We start from the raw sequence: 19402 nt of genomic DNA, 5'->3' as shown, positions 1-19402 counted from the left end.
GGGTAGGTGGCAAGTCGGGCGGACAAGCCTCCCTGGCGCAACGCTAGGCCCTTGACCCTGAAGCCACTTCAGGCTTTTCAATGGCCGTATCTCAGCCGTTCTCTCCCCCTGTGAGCAGCGCTACGCGAACCAAACCTCTCTCCAGCCGTCGATCTAGCCAGGAGCCAGGCCGGCCCTGGGTGCGGCTCACCATGGCCGTGCTCGCCACGATCGGCATAATCGACACCGGCTCGATCACCGCCAAGCGCTGGGGTTGGATCGGCAGCCTCTCCTGTCCGGGCGGCAGCGATGGCTGCGACAAGGTGCTCGGCAGCGCCTGGGGCACGCTGCTGGGCCAGCCGCTTTCTCTGTTTGGATGCCTGGCCTACACCACGGTGCTCCTGCTGGCCCTGATGCCGTTGCTGCGAGGAGGTCTGCGGGCCCCAGCCTCGGAGGGCAATCGCTGGGCTCTGTTCCTCGTCAGCTGCGGCATGGCCGTCTTCAGCCTGGTGCTGATGGGGCTCCTGGTCTTCGAGATCAAGGCCTTCTGCACCTTCTGTGTGGTGTCGGCCGCCCTCAGCCTCGCGCTGTTCCTGTTGAGCCTTGTTGGAGGTGGCTGGATCGACCGCAGCCAACTGATCTTTCGCGGAGTGATGACAGTCCTCCTTGTTGGTCTGCTGGGGCTGGGCTGGGCAGCATCGGCGGACCAACCTGTCGCTCAAAGCGGACGGGCGGCTCCAGCTGTCATCAGCGCCAGTTCGCCGGCCAAGATTGCCCTGGCGGAGCATCTGAGCAGCGTCGGCGCCCGGGTGTTCACGGCGTACTGGTGCCCCCACTGCCATGACCAGAAGGAGGCCTTCGGCAAGGAGGCCGCCGCCAAGCTCCAGGTGATCGAATGCGCCGAAGACGGCGCCAACAGCCAGGCGCAGCTGTGCAAGCAGCAGGGGGTTCAGGGCTATCCCAGCTGGCAGATCAAGGGCGTCGTGGATTCGGGCGTCAAGCCACTGAACACCCTCGCTGATCTCAGTGGCTACACCGGTCCGCGTGACTTCTGAGCAGGCCGTGATCCCTTCCCCAGGGCGGGGTCAGCCCAGCCATGCCCCAGCAGGATCGCCGCCACCCTCGCCTTACCCTCCAACTCCGCTGGCGTCGCTTCATGCCTGATGCACCGCTCGGCACGGCCGCGCGCACCAATGCCCAGACGGTGGAGGTGCCTGCAGGCCTGGGCATGCTGCGCACCTTCATGCGGGTGCTGGGCCCCGGCTACCTGGTGGCCGTGGGCTACATGGATCCGGGCAACTGGGCCACCGATCTTGCGGCGGGCTCCCAGTTCGGCTACCGCCTGCTCTGGGTGATCGGGCTCTCCAGCCTGATGGCGATGGTGCTCCAGTCGCTCTGCTGCCGGCTGGGCATCGCCACAAGGCTGGACCTGGCCCAGGCCTGCAGCCGTCTGCTGCCGCGGTTCTGGCGAATCCCCCTCTGGTTGCTGGCCGAAGTGGCGATCATTGCCTGCGACCTGGCCGAGCTGGTGGGCAGCGCCATTGCCCTGCAGCTGCTTTTCGGTCTTCCATTGCCCTGGGGGGTGGGCCTCACGGCCGCCGACACCCTGTTGCTGCTGGCGCTGCAGCGCTTCGGGATCCGGCGGCTGGAGGCCCTGGTGATCGCCCTGGTCGCCCTGGTCGGGGGTTGCTTCGCGGTGGAAATGTTCTTGCTGCAGCCCAACTGGAGCCAGGTGGGCCAGGGCTTCCTTCCCCAGGCCGCCAGCCTCAGGGACGGGCAGCAGCTGTTTCTGGCGGCCGGCATTCTCGGTGCCACGGTGATGCCCCACAACCTCTATCTCCATTCCTCGCTGGTGCAGACCCGCCACTGGAGCGCGGCGAAGGGAGCAACGCGCAGGGCACTCGCCTTCAGCACCTGGGACACCCTGATCGCCCTCAGTCTGGCCTTTCTGATCAATGTCTCGATCCTGGTGCTGGCCGCCGGCAGCTTCTACGGACGGCTACCGCAGCCGGTCACGGATCTGAGCGAGGCCTACCGGCTGCTGACGCCGATGCTGGGCACGTCGCTCGCCAGCGTGCTGTTCGGCGTGGTCCTGCTGGCGGCGGGCCAGAGCTCGACGCTCACCGCCACCATGGCCGGCCAGATCGTGATGGAGGGGTTCCTGCAGATCCGTCTGCCGGACTGGAAGCGGCGGCTGCTCACCCGCGGTCTCGCGCTGATCCCGGCGATGGCCACAGTGATCCTGTTCGGTGAACGGGCCACAACAAATCTGCTGGTGCTGAGCCAGGTGGTGCTGTCTCTGCAGTTGCCCTTCGCGGTGATCCCGCTGGTGTGGTTCTGCGGCCGCCGGGGCCTGATGGGCGATCTGAAAGCACCGCTCTGGCTCCAGGCCGCGGGCTGGATCTGCGCCAGCGTGATTGTGCTGATCAACCTCTCGATGCTGAGCGCGGTGTTGCGGGGCGTCTGAACCGTTGACAAAAGCAGCCTCTCCTCAGACCCATGACGAGCAAAAAACACTGGGACACGATCTGAGCATCCAAGGCCACTGAGTCGTTGAGCTGATACCAGAGGCACCACGGTGACCAAGCGGCTGGATGCCTGGAGCCTCATACCACCACAAGCTGCAGCAAACCGCGCTCCAATCCCACGAGTGCGGAGACACCGATCAGGGGCAACACGCCCCAGGGGAAGCGCAGCAGCAGGGTCAGCGACATGAAGATCAGGAAGAGTGCAAGGGCATCGAGCTGGCCAGTGTTTTCCCCATTTGGGCCTGCTCTGATGGCTGGTCAGCGCCACCAGGTCAGCGAGGTGCTGGACTTCTGGTTCGTTCAGAGCCGGCCGCGCCAGCCGTCGACAGCAGCATGTAGTGGCGCGGGGGGAGGCGAAGACCATTGGGGGAGAGAGGTTGACGGGAGGTGGTCAGGCGCCTTCTCACCGAGACGCCCCAAGGCGGCATCCCGCCAGCTCAGCCTGGGCCCTGCTGATCCGTTCAGCCCAGGGCCTGTTTGAACGCGAACAGCCCAAAGGCGATGAACAGGCCACCGCTCAGCTGATAGAGCAACTCTTCGCTGATGCGACCTCCGATCCACTTGCCGGCCCCCACCGCCAGCCAAGTGACCAGGGCGTGGCCGACCAGGGTGCCCTCCAGCAGGCCCGCGAAGGTGAAGGCCGGTGCGGTGGCCAGAAAGATGGTGGTGAACTGGGTGCGATCGCCCAGCTCGGCGATGAACACCAGCACGAAGGCCTCCCAGATCACCGCCCAGGTGGTGCTGATGCGGCGCCGGCTCTCCGCCTCATCAATGCTCTGCTGGGCTTCCTGCTCCTCCTCGTCCGCCTCATTCGCCTCCATGCCCTGGGCGTCGACGAGCAGCTTGAGACCAAAACCGACGAACAGCGCCGCCGCCAGCCACGGCACCACCGTGGCGGGCAGCAGCTCCCGCAGGCCGTAGCCCAGACCCAGCGAGATCAGGGTGACGGCCGTGAGGGCTGCAAAGGCGCCGATGAAGACATCCCGGCCGCGGTGACGCGCCGCCAGGATCAGCGCCATTAAGAAGGTCTTGTCACCCAGTTCGGCCAGGGTGATGGCGGTGAAGCTTGCCCCAAAAGCTGCCACCGCTGGATCGGAAGGAAGAGGAGTGCTCATCGCCGCAGGTTGCGCCGCAGCTCATGAAGAAGTCATGAGGTTTGCGGCGGATCCACGGCAGTTGTGAGCTCCACCAGCAGTACACACAGGCCGGGCCGGCTCTCGCCGAGGCGTAGCTCACCGCCGTGGCGGCGGGCGATGGCGCGGCCGATTGCCAGTCCCAGCCCGCTGTGGCCGCCGCGATCGGCGCCACTCCAGAAGCGATCGAACACCTGCTCCCGCTGGGCCGCCGGGATGCCGGGCCCCTGATCGCGTACTGCCACCTGCACCTGCCGTTTCGTCGTTGTCACGTCGAGGCTCACCCGGCCTCCCTCGGGGCTGTGGCGAATGGCATTGAGCACCAGGTTGGTGAACAGGCGCAGCAGTTCCTCGCTGTCGCCCTCCACCAGAACGCTGTGCTCTTCCGGCGCGGGACTGAGCCGCAGCTGGATCGCGCGCGCGGCCGCCTGGGGTGCGTAGCAGCGGATGAGATCCTCCAGCAGTTCCAGCAGATCGAACCGCTGCCAGTCCCGAGGTCGCCCGTCACTGCCGTCGCAGCTCTGCTGCAGCCGGGCCAGGGTCAGCAGATCCTCCAGCAGCTCGCCCATCCGACGGCTGAGGCGGTCGAGCTCAGGCCAGGCCAGGCCGGGGTGTGGGCGCAGTTCCAGCGGCACCCCCGCCAGCAGGGTGCGCAGGGCCGTGAGTGGATGGCGCAACTCGTGGGAGGCATCGGCGGTGAAGCGCTGCAAGGCACGCAGGTGCTCCTGCATGGGGAGGAAGGCAGCCCGCAGCATGCGGCGGCCCGCCAACAGAGCCGCCAGAGCGGTGACGATGCCACCTAGCAGCAGACCGCGGCGCAGCCGTTCCAGATCGGCCAGAGCGGCACGGTCCGAGAGGGCCACCCGCACGTAACCAAGCCGTTGTTCCGTCGAAGTTGCGCCCGCCGCCTGGGGGAGGTTGTTCCCACTGGGATCGGCCCCAGCGTGCAGCGGCTCCGTTTGGACCACCTGAACGAGGCTGACGCCACCCGGCCAGCGCTGCCAGCTCGGGATGGAGGTGGACTGCGGCAGTGCCTCTTGCATGGCCGGCACGGCCAGGAAGCCCTGTTCGCTGAGCAACTGGCCATGTCGTATCGAACCATTGCACCCGCTGCTGAACCAACGCCGGAACGGCGATCCGCTGCGGACCGGCCCGGAACTTGGCACGCCCTTCCGCCTCGCCCATCTCATGGGCGATCAGGGGCAGCTGGGCCGCGGCCGTGGCGGCCAGCTGGCCAGCTCGGTGCGCTGGTCCTCGCCCCGCTGCACAGCGATGCCCCAATAGAGGGTGCCGGAGAAGGACAGCAGCAGCAGCAACGCGAAGCCGCCACCCTGCAGGAGGAGCCGGCGTTTGAGCTGCAGCGGATCAGTCGGTAGCGCTTGCGTGGAGCCGGCAGCCATGGCCATACACCGTTTCGATCAGGTTCGGATCACAGCCAGCGGCAGTGAGCTTCTGACGCAGGTTGCGCATCTGGGCGCGTAGGGCGTCCTCGCCGACGACGCGGCGGCCATCGGCGCAGGCGTGCAGCAGCTCACTCTTGCGGCAGCTGGCGCCGCGGGCGCGCAGCAGCTGCTCCAGCAGCAGGGCCTCCTTGGGGGTGAGCTCCAGGGGATGCCCACGCACCAACGCCACGGTCTGACCGGGCTGGAGCGCCAGCGGACCCAGCACAACTGGCTCTGCAGGGGGCGATTGGCGCGGCGCAGCAGGGCCGCCAGCCGCACCCGCAACAGCTCGGGATCGAAAGGCTTGACGACGTAGTCATCGGCGCCTCCCTCGAAGCCGAGCAGCTTGTCGGTGCGTCCATCACGGGCGGTGAGCATCAGCACCAGCGGCTGATGGCACGGCAGCCGGCGCAGCTGCCGGCAGAGCGTCAGGCCGTCGGTGTCGGGCAAGCCGAGATCGAGCAGCACCAGATCGAAGCGCTCCTGCTTCAGCCAGCCCATCGCCTCGCCCCCCGTGCCCGCGACCTCAAGGCCATAGCCCCACTGGAGCAGCAGCCGTTGCATGGCCTCCTGGAGGGTCGGGTCGTCCTCGACGAGCAGGAGCTTCATGGCCGTCCCACTCCCTGATCAGAGGGCTCCATCCGTCTGAGCCGCGCTCTCCAGTTGCAGCGTGCTCTTGCGGATTCCAAACGCTTCCAGCCGTCGCTGGGCCGAGGCCAGGAGCTGATCCCGGCTGAGACCCTCACGCAGCAGGCGATCGGGATCAATCACCACATGCGCGGTGAGGGCTGTGCGGGAGGTGCTCAGCCCCCAGACATGCAGTTTCTCCACCTCAAGCACTGCAGGCAGCGACGCCAGAGCCTGCTCCACCTCCATGAGATCGACATGGCGCGGGGCGGCGTCGAGGGTGAGGGCGAGCGCCTCGCGCAACAGGCCCAGGGCGCTCCAGATCACCGCGGCCCCCACGCCAATGGCCGTGACGGCATCGAGCCACAGCCAGCTGGTGGCCCCCACCACCAGGGCGCTCAGCAGCACCGCCACCGAGACGGCGGCATCGGTGAGCAGATGCAGCACCGCCGCCCGCTGGTTGAGGTCGTGGTGGTGGTCGTGGCCGAACAGGCGGGCCGAGAGCAGGTTGATGGCGATGCCGGCGGCCGCCGCCCAGGCCACCGGGCCCACGATCAGCGGCACCGGGTTGAACAGACGCTGGATCGCTTCCACCACCACCACCGCACCGGCCGCGAAGATCAGCAGGCCGTTCACCAGCGACACGATCTGGGTGCTGCGGCCGAATCCGTAGGTGAAGCGCCCGCGGGCCGGCCGGCGGCTGAGACGATCCGCCCCCCAGCCCAGGGCCAGGCCGACCACATCGCCGAGGTTGTGGAGGGCATCGCCGATCAGCGCCAGCGAGCCGAAGCCAAAGCCCACCACCAGCTGCAGGGCAGTGAGGCCGCTGTTGAGGGCGATGCTCCAGCGGAAGGCCCTTCCGGCCTGACCGTCTGGTTGCTGGCCATGGCTGTGGTCGTGATGGTGATCATCGCCAGGCCCATGGGGGTGATCGTGAGGTTCTGCTCCGTGCCCGTGCTGGCCGCCCATGGCTCAGGTCTCCTGCTGGGCCGTCAGGTAGAGGGCGATCATCTCCTCCATCCCCTGCTGGGTGCGGCCATGGGGCCTGAGGCCCTTGGCGGCCCAGACCCGATCGAGCTCCATGCGCAGCTCTTCTGGAATCCAGCAGGAGAGCAGCACCTTGCCTTCTCGGCTGGAGGAACAGCGCTTGGCGGCCATCGACACCCCCGTGGTCATTACCAAACTGTATACATGTAGATGACTTGGTCTGCCCTCCCTTGACCACTGCCGTCCAATCCTCCAGATCCGCTCACCGCCGTTCCTACCTCTGGCGTCATGGCGGGCGAACCCTTGAAATCGCCATGACGGACCAGGGGGGCAGCGGCCCGGCCTGGTTGCTGCTGCCGGCGCTGAGCACGATCTCCAGCCGTCAGGAATGGCAGCCCTTCTGCGATGCCATTCCTGACGGCCCGGGTGAGCCATCCGAGCGACCCCGGCTGATCAGCCTTGACTGGCCAGGGTTCGGGGAGAGTGATCGGCCTCGGCTGCCGTACGACGCCGAGCTCCTGGCCCTGTTCCTGGCTGATGTCCGACGCGAGGTCTGCCCGACCGACTGTGGTCTGATCGCCGCTGGCCATGCCGCCGGCATCGCCCTGCTCGCCGCTGAGCACCATGGCCTGGAGTTTCGCGAGTGGGTGTTGGTGGCCCCCACCTGGCGCGGGCCGCTGCCGACGATGGCCGGCCGCCGTAGCCGCGCTTTCCCGGCGATCCGTTCCCTGGTGGAGGCGCCGCTGCTCGGGCCCCTGCTCTACTGGCTCAACACCACCACAGCCATGCTCGGCTGGATGAGCCGCCGCCACGTGGATGTGGCCGGTCACGGCCTGAGCCCCGAGGGCCTTGCTGCGCGGCAGCGGATCGCCCGCCAGCTGGGGGCACGTTTCGCCAGCTCTTCCTTCGTGACCGGAGGCCTCGATCCCTACGACGCCCCCCAGGGCTGGCTTGAAGCAGCACAAGACCTGAAGAGTCCGCTGACGGTGGCGATCGCCGACCAGGCGCCGCCGAAATCCCTTGCAGCGATGCAGGCCCTGGCGGCGGTGGCCGATCACACCCTGCATCTCCCCGGCCGGCTTGGGGCCCATGAGGAATGCGGGCGGGAGCTGGCCGCCCTGCTCCGCCGATGCTGAGATACCTGGCCCCCCTGCCCCGTGGTGTGTGTCTGGTGGGCCTGATCAGCCGGGTGAGAGGCAAGTCAGTGGCCAGCTGACAACCGGACCATGAACACGGCTCCCTGTCCTGCTGCAGACCGAACAGTGATCGCACCGCCATGGTGACGTGCGATCGCCTGAGCGATGGCTAACCCCAGGCCCGTGCCCCCCTGCTGCCGGGATCGGGCCGCATCAAGCCGGGTAAAGCGATCGAAGATCCTCGCCTGCTGATCGACGGGGATTCCAGGGCCACTGTCGCTGATGGCCAGCACAACCTCCCGGCCCTGCTTGTCCAGCCTCACGTCGACAACACCGTCTGCCGGGGTGTAGTGAATGGCATTGCTGAGCAGGTTGATCACGAGCCTGCTGAGCTCCGATTCAACGCCCAGAACCCTGGCGCAAGGGCTGAGGTGCTCCGCCTTGAGGCTGACCTGAGCAGCAGCGGCCACTTCACTGAACTCCTCCACCACATCCATCACGATCTCGGTGAGATCACAAACCTCCTTGAGGCCTTGAGGCGAGGATCGCTCCAGGCTCGCGAGCAGCAGCAGATCAGCAATCAGCTGCTGCAGCCTCCGCCCCTGGGCCAGAACCCGATCCAGACTGGTCACCTGCATGTTGCTGGTGGAAGGATCGGCTGTGCTGCGCTCCGCCTCCACGACGGCCAACAGGTTGGCCAGTGGTGTTCGCAGTTCATGGGCCACATCAGCGCTGAATTGTTCCTGGCGCCGGTAGGCCTCCAGCAGAGGAGCCATGGCCAGCCCCGCCAACCACCAGCTGGCTACGGCTACCCCCACCATCGCTAGAAGGAAGACCCCATGGCCCAGCCACCACAAGCGGTTCGCTTCGGCATCGAGGTGCTCCAGGCTGCTTGAGATCTGCAGGTAGCCCCAGATCGGTTCGCCGGGGCCATGGGAGTGATGCAGGTGAATCGCATAGGTGCCCCAGCGTTCTCCGGCTCGCTCACCGGTCAATGCCCAGCCCAGCAGCCCAGGTTTCTGCCTCACCGGCAAGGCGCCAGGGGAGTTGGCGATCAGAACCCCGTGGTGATTGAACACTCGCAGCTTGTAGCGGTCGGGATCGCTTGCACTGATCGCATGCCGATGGATCAGATCCGTCGGCGGAATGCAGGGCTTGCCTGCCAGGCAGAGGCCCGGCAGCACCGCAGCCAGGGCGCCGGAGGGCCGGGCCTCCGGCGGCAAGGCGGGCTTGAGACTGTCGTGCAGCGTGCCGGCGAGGCTCTGCAATTCACGCCTGATCGCCGTTTCCTGGGTCTGCAGCAGCAACCGGCCCATGGCAAAGCCGGCTGCATAGAGCAGTGTGCCCATCACCAGCAACGACAGGCCTGCCAGGCGCAAGCGGGCGCGCCACAGCAATCTTGGCGTTGAGGAACGGTGATGGCTCACGTCTCCGCGGTCGCAGGCGGTGCGAGCCGATACCCCTTGCTGGGCACCGTTTCGATCGGCGAGGGAAGGCCGTGGGCCGCCAGCTTGCGCCGCAGCAGCCGCACTTGGGCAGCCACCACGTTGCTCACCGGGTCCTGATGCAGATCCCACAGTTGATGGCGCAGCCGTGAGCCGGGAATGATCTGGCCTGGATGCTTCAGGAAATAGGCCATCAACTGCTGCTCCTTGGCCGACAGTTCCACGCGCACCTCACCGGTGGTGGTCGTGACCAGCAGCGTGCCTACATTGGGATCCAATCGATAACTACCGGCTGCCAACAAGGGCTCCCGGTAGCCGGGGTGGCGCCGCTGCAGGGCCCTGATCCTCGCCAGCAGCTCCTCCATCGCAAAAGGTTTGCTGAGGTAGTCATCAGCACCCGCATCGAGGCCCTCCACCCGATCGGCAGTCTCGGCGCGGGCCGTGAGCAACAACACCGGTAGCCCCATGCCAGCGGCCCGGGCGCGCCGGCAAAGGTCAACACCGCTCAGATCCGGCAGCATCCAATCGAGGATGGCGAGGTCGTAACGGGCAAGTTTACCGCTCAGCAGGCTCCAACCCTCCAGACCGCCGGAGCAGTAATCCACCACATGGCCCTGGCGTTGCAGCACCGTCTGGACAGCTGCAGCCAGATCCTCTTCGTCTTCCACCAGCAGGATCCGCAGCAACATCAGGGGTGGGCTCCGGATGGCAGATGCTAGTGAGTGCCGGCGATTTCACCTGTTTTTCATCCCGGTTGCTCCATCCTCCGCCCATCCACCGTTCCCATGGGCCTTGGTCAACCGATTCCTGCAGCTGGCCGCTCGAGCCAGCCTCTCCACCGCTGCCCTGCTCGCCATCGCCACGGCATCACCGCTAGCCAGGGCCCACGTGGGCCACGGTGATGAGTTCCAGCAGCAGGGGGATGTGCGCCAGGTGAAGCGCAATGCCGACAGCGATGGGCTGCTGGGTGTGGCCACGGCCAAGCCCGAACAAGGACCTGATGGCCTCACCGTGCCCGCCACTGCACTGGTGGATGCCGATGGCAAGTCCCTGCTGTTCGTGCAGACCGAGAAGACCTACGACCCAGTCTTCGTGCAGACCGGAGCCAACCAGGGAGACCGCGTGGTCGTGACGGAGGGAATCGATAACACCGATGACGTGGTGCTGTCGGGTGTGCTCTCGCTCTACGCCGAATCGAAGAAGACCCAGCAGGTGGAGGCTCCTGCGGCTGATGCCGGTGCTGTTGCCAAGGCCGAGGACGGTTCCAACTCCAGCGGCAACCTGCCGTTGATCGCTGGCACAGCCGGTGTTGCCGCGGTGGTGGCCGCAGGGGCGGTGCTGATCAACCGCCGCGGCAAGCAGGGCGAATGATCGAAAAGCTGCTCAACACCACGCTGCGGTTCTCGATCGCCCGTCGTTGGCTGATCGTGGCCGCTGCGGTGGTCATCAGTCTCTGGGGCCTGCTGGCCGTGAGCCAGATGCCGCTGGATGTTTTTCCGCCCTTTGCACCGCCGCAGGTGGATGTACAGACCAGCGCTGACGGCCTCTCGCCTGAGGAGGTGGAAGCCCGGATCACCCTGCCGATTGAATCGGCCGTGAACGGCATCCCCGGCGTGGAGACGGTGCGCTCCTCCTCCAAGGCGGGCCTGTCGATGGTGCAGGTGGTGTTCCACCAGAACGCCGACATCTACCGCGCTCGCCAGTCGGTGGCGGAGCGGTTGCAGCAGGTGAGCACCCAGCTTCCCGCCAATGCCGCCGCACCGGAGTTGTCGCCGCTTGTGTCACCGCTCGGCACGATCCTGCAGGTGGCCTTCACGGTGAAAGGCGATGGCGCCACATCCTTGATGGATCTGCAGCAGCTGTTGCTGCGCTCCTATCGCCAGGCCATCCTGGCGGTCCCTGGTGTGGCCCAGGTGACGATCTACGGGGGTGATGAGCAGCAGTTCCAGGTGCTGATCGACCCCCAGGAACTGCAGGTGCAGAACGTCTCGCTCCAAGCAGTAATGGAGGGGGTCTCCAATGCCATGGCCACCAGCCCCGGAGGCTTCCTGATTGCCGGCGGCCAGGAGCGGCTGATCCGCCCGATGGGACAGATCGAGCAAGTCAGCGACCTGGCTGATGCAGCGGTGCGCAACGAGCAGGGGCAACCGGTGCTGCTTTCCACCCTGGCGGAGGTCAAACGCGACGCGGCTCTCAAACGGGGTGACGCCAGCTTCAACGGCAAGCCCGCCGCCGTGCTGATGGTGACCAAGCAGCCCGACGTGGACACACCCACCGTGACCCGCGCGGTGGAGCGACGCCTGGCCGAACTGAACCGAACCCTGCCGGCGGATGTGCAGACCCACGTCACCTTTCGGCAGAGCAACTTCATTGACAGCGCCATCCGCAATGTGAGCGAGTCGCTGCTGCAGGGGGTGGTGATCGTCTCGGTGGTGATCGTGCTGTTCCTGATGAACTGGCGGGCCGCCATAATCAGCCTCAGCGCCATTCCGCTTTCGCTGCTGATCGGCCTGATGCTGATGAAAGCGCTTGGGCTGGGGATCAACACCATGACCCTGGGCGGGCTGGTGGTGGCGATCGGCTCGGTGGTCGACGACTCGATCGTCGACATGGAGAACTGCTACCGGGGCCTGTGCCGCAACCAGGCGAGCAGCACGCCCAAATCACCGCTGCAAGTGGTGTTTGACACCTCGCTGGAGGTGCGCCAGCCCGTGCTGTTCTCCACCGTGATCATTGCGGTGGTGTTCGCGCCGATCTTCTCGCTCACCGGCGTGGAAGGACGGATCTTTGCGCCCATGGGCCTGGCTTACCTGCTCTGCATCGGCAGCTCCACCCTGGTAGCAGTGACCCTGTCACCTGCCCTCTGCGCCATCCTGCTGGCGCCGGTTCAGCTGCCGGAGGAGAACACCTGGATCGCCAACCAGGCCCAGCGCCTCTATCGCCCTGTGCTGGATCTGGCCCTGGCCTCCCCGCAGCGGGTGCTGGCCATGGCCCTTGCTCTGGTGATCGCCACCACCCTCATCCTGCCGGCACTGGGACGGGTGTTTCTGCCCGAGTTCCGTGAAAAGTCGCTGGTGAATTCGATGGTGCTTTACCCCGGGGTGTCGCTGGAGATGACCAATCGGGCCGGCCTGGCCCTGACCCGTTCGCTGCAGAACAACCCTCTGTTCGAGTGGGTGCAGGTGCGCACCGGCCGCGCGCCTGGTGATGCCGATGGTGCGGGTGTGAACCTTGCCCATGTGGATGTGGAACTCAGCGATCAGGCGATGGCCAACCGCCCAGCCGCCATTGCTGAACTGCGGCAGGCGTTTCAGAAGCTGCCGGGCGTGGCTTCCAACATCGGCGGCTTCATCTCCCACCGCATGGATGAGGTGCTCTCCGGGGTCCGCAGTGCCATCGCGATCAAGATCTACGGCACCGATCTGGGCGAGCTGCGCCGCATCGGCGAGGCCGTGGAGACAGCGATCAAGCCGATCACCGGAGTGGTGGATCTGCAGCTGGAGCCCCAGCTGCCCATCCCCCAGTTGCAGATCCACTACGACCGCCCCCTGGCCTCGGCCCTTGGCCTCAGCATTGAAAAGCTGTCGCAGGCCGTGGAGATTGCCTTCAACGGCAAGGTGGTGGGCCACGTGGTGGAAGCCGGCGTGCGCAGCGATGTGCTGGTGCAGCTGCAGCCGGACGCGCGCGCAAACCTGGAGGCCATTCGCTCGGTGCCGGTGGCCTTCTCCAATGGCATGACGGTGCCGCTGGGCAGCGTCGCCTGGATCGACGAAGGCCTCGGCTCCAACGTCGTCAACCGGGAGGACGTCTCCCGCATGATCGTGGTCTCCACCAACGTCAGCGGCCGGCCCCTCGGCACTGTCGTCAAAGACATCCAGCGCACCATCGCCCGTGAGGTGCCACTGCCTCAGGGCTACACGATCCGCTACGGCGGTCAGTTCGAATCAGAAGAACGGGCAACCGCGTCTCTGGTCTTCTACAGCGCTGTTGCCGCAGTGGTGATCAGTGTGCTGATGGTGATTTCGGTGAAATCAGTGCCCGCCACAGTGGCGATCATGCTCAACCTGCCCCTGGCCCTGATCGGAGGTGTGGTGGCGGTGTTGCTCACGGGAGGAGTGCTATCGATCGCCTCCTTGATCGGCTTCATCACGCTGTTTGGCATCGCCGTGCGCAATGGGCTGTTGCTGGTGGACAACTACAACCGCCGCCATGGCGCAGGGCAACCCCTGGGCGAGGTGATCCGTGAGGGAAGCCTGGAGCGCCTCAACGCCATCCTGATGACAGCCCTCTCCTCGGCCCTTGGCGCCTTGCCGTTGGCGCTGGCGTTCGGGGCCGGCAACGAAATCCTGCAGCCCCTGGCCGTTGTGGTGCTGGGCGGCCTGATCACCTCCACGGCGCTGACGCTGCTGGTGCTGCCCGCGCTGTACGTGCGCTTTGGCCGTTGGCTGTTGCCTCCTGTCGCAGCTCCGTCGCCCTCCCTCGTTGCGTCCCATCCATGAACCCGAGCCTGCATCGCATCAAGGATCGTCTGCGTCAGCCCCAGGTGCTGCTTCCTTTGGCCCTCGGAGGATCCCTGTTGCTGGGCATCGCGCTGGGGCGCCTCCAGCCGGGCCCAGCCACCGTGCCCGTGGCTAAAGAATCAGCAAGCACCACGCGCAGCGGCTCCCTTGCCTTCAGTGAAGAGCAATTGCGGCGCTCGGGGCTCAGCACCATTCGCCCAGATCTGAGCACGGGCACCGCACGTCCGATTTCCGGGTTTGTGGACGCAGCCGTCGGAGCGCGCTCCAGTGCAAGCATGCAGGTGGCCGGCCGCATCGTTCGCCTGCTGGTGGCACCAGGCGCTGCCGTCCAGGCCGGTGAGCCGATCGCTGAAGTTCAGAGCCCCGACGCGGCGGTGGTGCGAGCCGATGCGGATACAGCCCAGGCCACGGCGCAGTCCCTTGGTTATCAGTATCGCCTGGCCCTACCGATGGCCCAGCAGGGGGCGCTCTCGGCCCAGGAATTGGAGAGCCGCCGCATCGCCAGCGTCACCGCAGCCAATGCCGCCAGGGCGGCGGCAGCCAAGGCCATGGCGATGGGACAGCCCGATGCCATGGGACGCCTGCTGATCCGCAGTCCGATCCGTGGCCAGATCGCCGCCGTGAAGACCTCCCCCGGGTCAGTGCTCCAGACCGGCGATGAGGTGGCCCAGATCAGCGATGCTCGCGGCAGCGAATTGCGCTTCCTGGTGTCGCCGGTGCTGGCCGCCAACCTGGAGATCGGCCAGCGACTGCGGGTGAGAGCAGGATCGCGGGATCTGCGGGCTCGCGTCTTGGCGGTGGTCCCCGACAGCGGCAGTGGAAATCGTGTCACCGTGGTGCGCGCCGAGACGGTGGATGCGCCCATGCCCCCTGCCGGCACGGCTGTGACGGCCTTTGTCCAGGTGCCGGCCTCCGCGCAACGGTTCACGGTGCCGGCGGATGCTGTTCAGTTGGTCAATGGCATGGCGGTGGTGTTCCGCTATCAACGGGGCGTAGTGGAGCCAGTTCCGGTGGTGGTGGGCCAGCAGTCCGCTGAGCGCGTTGAAATCCTGCAAGGCGTGCGCGGCAGCGAGATCCTGCTTAGTGGGAACACGGCAAAACTGCGTGATGCCCTGGCCGGGGAACGGCGACTAAGCGAGAACTGATCGAGCGTCCGAAAGCAGTCGATGGCCAAGTCTTCTCTCCGACGTGGACAGCTGGCTGGCCTGGCGGCCGCCGTCTTATTCGGCATCAGCGCCCCGCTGATCAGCACCGTGACTGGTTCTGGCTCGGCTCTGAGTATCGCCGGGCTGCTCTATGGGGGCGCCACCCTGGCCCTACTGACGGTGCGGCTGTTCCGAGACACCGAGGCCGAAACCTCCGTAGGCAGGCAGGACTGGCCAGCGCTCGCGGCCCTCACCCTGCTCGGCGGCGTGGTGGGACCGGTAGCCCTGGTGATGGGCCTGGCGCGCCTGCCCGCGGCCTCCAGCTCGCTGCTGCTCAACCTGGAGGCGGTGTTCACCCTGGCGATCGCCGTGCTGCTGGGGCGAGAGCACTTAGGCCGGCGGGGACTGCTTTCCGCTGGGCTCACGATCGCCGCGGCGGTGCTGCTCTCCGAGGGCTCCCTCAGCGGAGCCAATGCAGGGGGCAGTGCCCTGATCGCTTTGGCCACGTTGGCCTGGGGTATCGATAACAACCTCAGCCAGAGCCTCAGCCTGCGCAATCCGATCCAGATCGCCACCTGCAAGGCCGCGGGCGCGTCGCTGCCGATGCTGGCGCTGGCGTTGCTGCTCGGGCACCCCTTCCCGGCGCTGCCAGTCATGTTGGCATTGCTGGCGATCGGGGCCCTGGGCTACGGCATTTCGATCTGGCTGGATCTGCTGGCCCTGCGCGATCTCGGTGCTGCCCGCGAGGCGGTGCTGTTCTCCACCGCGCCGTTCGTGGGTGCCCTGTTCTCCCTGGTCATCCTGCGCGAGGCCTTCACGCCCCAGTTGCTGGTGGCCGCTGGCCTGATGGCCGCGGGTGTTCTGCTGCTGCTGCTGGAGCAGCACAGCCACTGGCATCGCCATGACGTGCTCCGTCATGCCCATCGCCACCGGCACGATCCACTCGGCGGCGATCCCCATCACGAGCACCGCCATCAACCCGAGGAGCTCGAGGGTGTCGCTGCCGATCAGCCCTTCTGGCACGCCCATGAGCATTGCCACGGGGAGCTGGAGCACGCACACCCACACGTCAGCGACACCCATCACCGCCATCGCCACTGAGCAGGCATCGGCTCTCGCCTGCTGGGGCATGCGACAGCAGGAGGTCGAATCAGCCCTGCGGCAGCGGCGAAAGTTCCCAATGCTGCGCACAGACCTGCCAGCCCTGCTGCCGCTTCTGGGCCCAGAGCCGGATCGCCTGCTCGCCTGTGAGCTCCCTGCGCAGCTTGGAATAGTGCTGGCTCTCCGCTGGGTATGAGCTCCCCGAGGGTCACCTCCAGGCTCTGGCTCCAGCGGTCGTAACGCCGTGGCATGAAGTGCAGCACCTGGCGGCCGTCGCTCAGCCAGCCTTCCCGGGGTGAGAGCGGCGGCCGGTCGGGCCTGTCCGTGAAGTTCATATGCCGCTCAGGCCACCTCCGGCGCCCAGCCCTTCTGCCGCACCAAGTCGTCGGTCCAGCCCTGGCAGCGGCTGGTGAGGTGCTCACCATGCGCGATCAGCCCTTGGTGCAGCTGGCAGGTGAGCACCGGGATGCAGTTCACCCCGGCGTGGTGGCAGAACCAGTGGCAGGTCATGCAGACCTTGCGGCTGCGGGTCTTCTGCAGGGTGCCCTCATCGAGGTAGGGCCACTCCTCGATCGGGGTTTCGAGCCGGGCATTCAGTGCTGCTGGTCGGGGGAGAGGGGCACCCATGACTCATGGCTAATGCGTACGCATGTACTAGCACGGTTGCCCCTGTCGTGTCCTGTCCTGTCCGATCAGCTCAGCCGTGGTGGAGAGCGGCTGTCTCTAGCTGTGACTGGTGCTGAACCAGAAACGTCTCAATCCAGTCGTGATGCCTGCGGTGGCAGATCCGATCCGCAATCGAGGGGGCATCAGCCGGCACCTGGAACCGCTTGCGGAAGGCCTTGCTGAACCCCTCCAGCACCGGCGCTGGCAGGGCCCGGATGGTGGCGTGCAGCTGACGAATGGTGGCAGGATCGAGAGGCATCAGGCCGGGATCCGGTTGTTGTGGTCGGGCTGTTGCATCAGCTGGAGCAGCTTGAACTGTTGCAGCTGCGGGTGGCGCAGGTTTCGATGTCGCCTCGCTCTGGGCCTCCTGAGTGAATGGGGCTCGGTGCTGAGCTGGAGCCGATGCATCGGGCACCACTCGCAACGCTGAGGGCCTGCCCGCTGGCTGGTTGGCGGGACGAGCACCTCCCCCACCAGCAGCCCCGGTCACCTCCCGCTGCTGCTTGTCGTAAAGCGCCAGACCGAAGGGATTGCCGAAGGTCATCAGCGCCCGCTTCATGGCGTCGGTTTCGGCCTCTTTGAGGGCGGATTCATGAGCCTGGCCCAGGTCGGTGTCGATGCCGTGGCCGGCCCCGCAGCCCTCGCGGATCAACGGGGCACCGGTGCCCTCGCCGACGGTGATGCGCACGCGGGCGGTGTAAGTGACCCCCCAGCCGGGGCGCTGCTCCCGGCTCGTGCCTCTGGCTCCGATGGTGCGCTCGCTCTGGTTGACGCAGCGGAGGGCGACGGTTTGGCGCTGCCAGCCGTCAAAGCCAAAGATCCGGTTGGCTTCCGCGATCACCTGCCAGCCCTCCAGATAGCTGACGGAGCTGCGGCCCTGCTCGCGCTGGCGCACCTTGGCGCGATCCAGTGGAGCGGAGAGGGCAGTGATCTGCTCGGCAGAGAAGGTGCAGGTCATGGCGGCGATGGGATGGGGTGGCGGAGATGAGGCGTGATGGCGGGGACGGGGAGAGATCAGCTCAGCTGGCGTTGCCTTCCGTGTTGAGCGGCTCGATCAACAACCAGCAGGGCGGCTCGCTGCAGAAGATGTGTTGGGGGGAGGGCCGGCGGCTGCCCTTGCGGGTGATCGGCACCACCCAGCTGCACAGCCGGGTCGACCAGATGTGGCCCCTGGGCCGGGAGCTGGTGGGGCGGTTGGTGCCGGTGGCGCTGGCGTAGCTGGAGAGATCCATGGCTCCGGTGATGGGTGATCGGTGGTGTGTCGCTCTGCTTGAGACGGCCTCTGGCCGTCAGTGGATGCGCCAGCTGCGGCGGGAGAGGAGGTGGGCGCCTTCGATGTGGCGGCCTGCTTTGAGGGCCTCTTTGATGGCGGCCTTGTCCGGCTTGCTGGTGGTGGTGACGGCGAGCCACTGGGGATCGAGGGCTTCCTCGTCGTCGATCTCGACGGCCTGAGACTTGCGGGAGGTGAGCTCGTGGTTGGGAAAGCTGAACCGGGTGGCCTTGGGCTGCAGGCGGGTCAGCACCAGCACGAGGGAGTGCTCCAGGGCATCGGCGCGGCTGTTGTCGCCGGCGGCCAGGGCGGTGAGCCGCTTGGCCTGCTGCTGGCGGTAGGCGGCCTGGCCGCGCAGGTGCTCGATCACCCAGCAAGTGGCATCGGCCTTGGCAGCGATGGCGGCCTTGTTGCCTTCATCGGCCAGCAGGGCGGTCTCGAGTTCGCCGAGGATCTGCTGGCGTTCGTCTGGTTCATCGGTTTCCAGCCGCTCGGCCAGCTGGGCAATGGCGGTGGTGAGCTCCTGGGACTCGATGCCTAGCTGCCAGAGGGAACCGGAACGCTGCAGGGTGCAGGACGGCCCGGCGGCCTGGGGGAGAGATGGGGAGAGCGGAGCGGCTGGGGCAGTGAGCGCGGCCATGGGGTGATGAATGAAGATGGAACACGAGAAGAACGGGGCGGCGATTGCCGCTCAAGCGGGGAGGGGCTCCGGCGAGAACGGCGGCGGCACCTCCATCACCACCACCGGCACCGGCGAACGGGCGGAGCAGCGGCGGGCCTGCTGAACCAGCGAGGCCGTGCCAGGCCCACCGGGGAAGGCGATCACCAGCACCGAGACGCTGAAGGCTGGGGAGGTGTGGGCCTGGGCTTCCACCAGGGCCTGCTCAAGCAGAAGGCGATTGCGGATGGGGCCGGCACTGCGGCCATAGCGGCGCCAATCAGCGGCGAGGGATTGAACCCGCCAGCCGAGCTGATGGGCCGCACGACCGATGGCGCGATCAGCGCCACGGGCCCCGCCATGAAGCAGCAGATGGACAGGCCGGCCACCGCTGCGCTGGAGCAGGGCGGAGGCGATGCGCTCCTGGGGCCAGACGAGATCACGGCCACCGGCGGCGACGATGACGACCGAGCGATGCGCCAGCACCGGCGGCGGCAGGAGACCAGGGAGAGGCAATGCAGCGGCCTGGGCCACTGCAGCAGAGGACAAGCTCATGAGCTACAGAGCAAACGAATGGGGCAAGTTGTCCGGGGATTTCGTTGCCGCAGGCGATGGGCTCGTGGCCTTTGGCGCAGCCCTTATTCTACCAGTACAAACGCACTTAGCAGTGAGCAGAGCGACTGCGGGGCAATGGATCTACGCAAAGCAAAGCCATGCCCTAACGGATCTAGAAGCTGATAATCAACCCCGCCAGATTCAACGCTG

At 66.7% G+C, this 19402-nt stretch carries 21 protein-coding genes and 1 pseudogene; 7 read left to right on the top strand and 15 right to left on the bottom strand.

Features of this window, described 5'->3' with window-relative positions; genetic code table 11:
• Positions 1-191: 191 nt before the first annotated feature.
• Both VB716_RS03470 and VB716_RS03465 read left to right on the top strand, forming a co-directional pair.
• Positions 192-1034 carry a vitamin K epoxide reductase family protein gene (locus VB716_RS03470; RefSeq protein ID WP_370561495.1) on the top strand — a complete coding sequence of 281 codons (843 nt, stop codon included), beginning with the start codon at positions 192-194 and terminating at the stop codon, positions 1032-1034.
• A 41-nt stretch (positions 1035-1075) separates the two neighbouring features.
• Positions 1076-2446 carry an Nramp family divalent metal transporter gene (locus VB716_RS03465; protein WP_323269733.1) on the top strand — a complete coding sequence of 457 codons (1371 nt, stop codon included), beginning with the start codon at positions 1076-1078 and terminating at the stop codon, positions 2444-2446.
• Positions 2447-2968: 522 nt separating this feature from the next.
• Here the strand turns inward: VB716_RS03465 and VB716_RS03460 are convergent.
• From VB716_RS03460 to VB716_RS03435, 7 genes and pseudogenes are all read right to left on the bottom strand, one after another.
• Positions 2969-3622, bottom strand: coding sequence for a TMEM165/GDT1 family protein (locus VB716_RS03460; RefSeq protein WP_186696714.1), 654 nt, complete (start codon positions 3620-3622; stop codon positions 2969-2971).
• Between the two features lie 32 nt (positions 3623-3654).
• Positions 3655-4719, bottom strand: coding sequence for a HAMP domain-containing sensor histidine kinase (locus VB716_RS03455; RefSeq protein ID WP_323269732.1), 1065 nt, complete (start codon positions 4717-4719; stop codon positions 3655-3657).
• Between the two features lie 117 nt (positions 4720-4836).
• Entirely contained in the window at positions 4837-5040 is a 204-nt protein-coding gene (locus VB716_RS03450; protein WP_323269731.1) for a hypothetical protein, read from the bottom strand.
• Positions 5006-5263 carry a helix-turn-helix domain-containing protein gene (locus tag VB716_RS17430; protein WP_225875593.1) on the bottom strand — a complete coding sequence of 86 codons (258 nt, stop codon included), beginning with the start codon at positions 5261-5263 and terminating at the stop codon, positions 5006-5008. Before VB716_RS17430 ends, VB716_RS03450 begins: the two co-directional genes overlap by 35 nt.
• Before the next feature lie 149 nt (positions 5264-5412).
• Positions 5413-5646 (bottom strand): annotated as a pseudogene (locus VB716_RS17425) (response regulator); the annotation flags it as partial.
• A gap of 63 nt (positions 5647-5709) precedes the next feature.
• Positions 5710-6678, bottom strand: coding sequence for a cation diffusion facilitator family transporter (locus VB716_RS03440; RefSeq protein ID WP_323269730.1), 969 nt, complete (start codon positions 6676-6678; stop codon positions 5710-5712).
• A gap of 3 nt (positions 6679-6681) precedes the next feature.
• Complete coding sequence (locus VB716_RS03435) at positions 6682-6885, bottom strand: hypothetical protein (protein WP_323243578.1); 204 nt, start codon at positions 6883-6885, stop codon at positions 6682-6684.
• A 41-nt stretch (positions 6886-6926) separates the two neighbouring features.
• Between VB716_RS03435 and VB716_RS03430 the strand changes: the two genes are divergently transcribed.
• A complete protein-coding gene (locus VB716_RS03430) occupies positions 6927-7832 on the top strand; it encodes an alpha/beta fold hydrolase (protein ID WP_323269729.1) in 906 nt (301 codons plus the stop codon).
• Between the two features lie 65 nt (positions 7833-7897).
• Here the strand turns inward: VB716_RS03430 and rppB are convergent, their stop codons facing one another.
• Both rppB and rppA read right to left on the bottom strand, forming a co-directional pair.
• The gene (gene rppB / locus VB716_RS03425; RefSeq protein ID WP_323269728.1) at positions 7898-9211 is read right to left on the bottom strand and encodes a two-component system sensor histidine kinase RppB; all 1314 of its coding nucleotides are present in this window, start codon (positions 9209-9211) and stop codon (positions 7898-7900) included.
• A 44-nt stretch (positions 9212-9255) separates the two neighbouring features.
• On the bottom strand, positions 9256-9960 hold the full coding sequence (gene rppA / locus VB716_RS03420; protein WP_255460153.1) for a two-component system response regulator RppA: 705 nt from the start codon (positions 9958-9960) through the stop codon (positions 9256-9258).
• Between the two features lie 109 nt (positions 9961-10069).
• Between rppA and VB716_RS03415 the strand changes: the two genes are divergently transcribed.
• The 4 genes from VB716_RS03415 to VB716_RS03400 are packed head-to-tail and all read left to right on the top strand — an operon-like array spanning position 10070 to position 16043.
• Positions 10070-10648 (top strand): hypothetical protein, encoded by a 579-nt coding sequence (locus VB716_RS03415; RefSeq protein WP_225875594.1) that lies wholly within the window; start codon positions 10070-10072, stop codon positions 10646-10648.
• Positions 10645-13776: an efflux RND transporter permease subunit gene (locus VB716_RS03410; protein WP_323269727.1), complete on the top strand. Its 3132-nt coding sequence runs from the start codon at positions 10645-10647 to the stop codon at positions 13774-13776. Before VB716_RS03415 ends, VB716_RS03410 begins: the two co-directional genes overlap by 4 nt.
• Positions 13773-14942 (top strand): efflux RND transporter periplasmic adaptor subunit, encoded by a 1170-nt coding sequence (locus VB716_RS03405; RefSeq protein ID WP_186696722.1) that lies wholly within the window; start codon positions 13773-13775, stop codon positions 14940-14942. The genes VB716_RS03410 and VB716_RS03405 overlap by 4 nt, the downstream gene beginning before the upstream one ends.
• 21 nt (positions 14943-14963) lie before the next feature.
• A complete protein-coding gene (locus tag VB716_RS03400; protein WP_323269725.1) occupies positions 14964-16043 on the top strand; it encodes a DMT family transporter in 1080 nt (359 codons plus the stop codon).
• Positions 16044-16092: 49 nt separating this feature from the next.
• On the opposite strand, the gene VB716_RS03395 is transcribed toward VB716_RS03400, so the two are convergent.
• The 6 genes from VB716_RS03395 to VB716_RS03370 form a co-directional block, all read right to left on the bottom strand.
• Positions 16093-16176, bottom strand: a complete 84-nt coding sequence (locus tag VB716_RS03395; protein ID WP_323269775.1) for a hypothetical protein — start codon at positions 16174-16176, stop codon at positions 16093-16095.
• Between the two features lie 209 nt (positions 16177-16385).
• The gene (locus VB716_RS03390; RefSeq protein WP_186696724.1) at positions 16386-16670 is read right to left on the bottom strand and encodes a galactose oxidase; all 285 of its coding nucleotides are present in this window, start codon (positions 16668-16670) and stop codon (positions 16386-16388) included.
• Positions 16671-16740: 70 nt separating this feature from the next.
• Entirely contained in the window at positions 16741-17667 is a 927-nt protein-coding gene (locus tag VB716_RS03385; RefSeq protein ID WP_186696725.1) for an RAD52 family DNA repair protein, read from the bottom strand.
• A 61-nt stretch (positions 17668-17728) separates the two neighbouring features.
• Positions 17729-17941, bottom strand: coding sequence for a hypothetical protein (locus VB716_RS03380; protein WP_323269723.1), 213 nt, complete (start codon positions 17939-17941; stop codon positions 17729-17731).
• Between the two features lie 57 nt (positions 17942-17998).
• Positions 17999-18619 (bottom strand): siphovirus Gp157 family protein, encoded by a 621-nt coding sequence (locus VB716_RS03375; RefSeq protein WP_186696727.1) that lies wholly within the window; start codon positions 18617-18619, stop codon positions 17999-18001.
• A gap of 51 nt (positions 18620-18670) precedes the next feature.
• Entirely contained in the window at positions 18671-19192 is a 522-nt protein-coding gene (locus tag VB716_RS03370) for an SLOG family protein (RefSeq protein ID WP_323269722.1), read from the bottom strand.
• Between the last annotated feature and the right edge of the window lie 210 nt (positions 19193-19402).

This window comes from Synechococcus sp. CCY9201, assembly GCF_034931105.1.
Classification (GTDB): Bacteria; Cyanobacteriota; Cyanobacteriia; order PCC-6307; family Cyanobiaceae; genus CBW1002.
The sequence above is the reverse complement of the archived record's forward strand: the minus strand, read 5'-3'. Positions and strand labels throughout refer to the sequence as shown.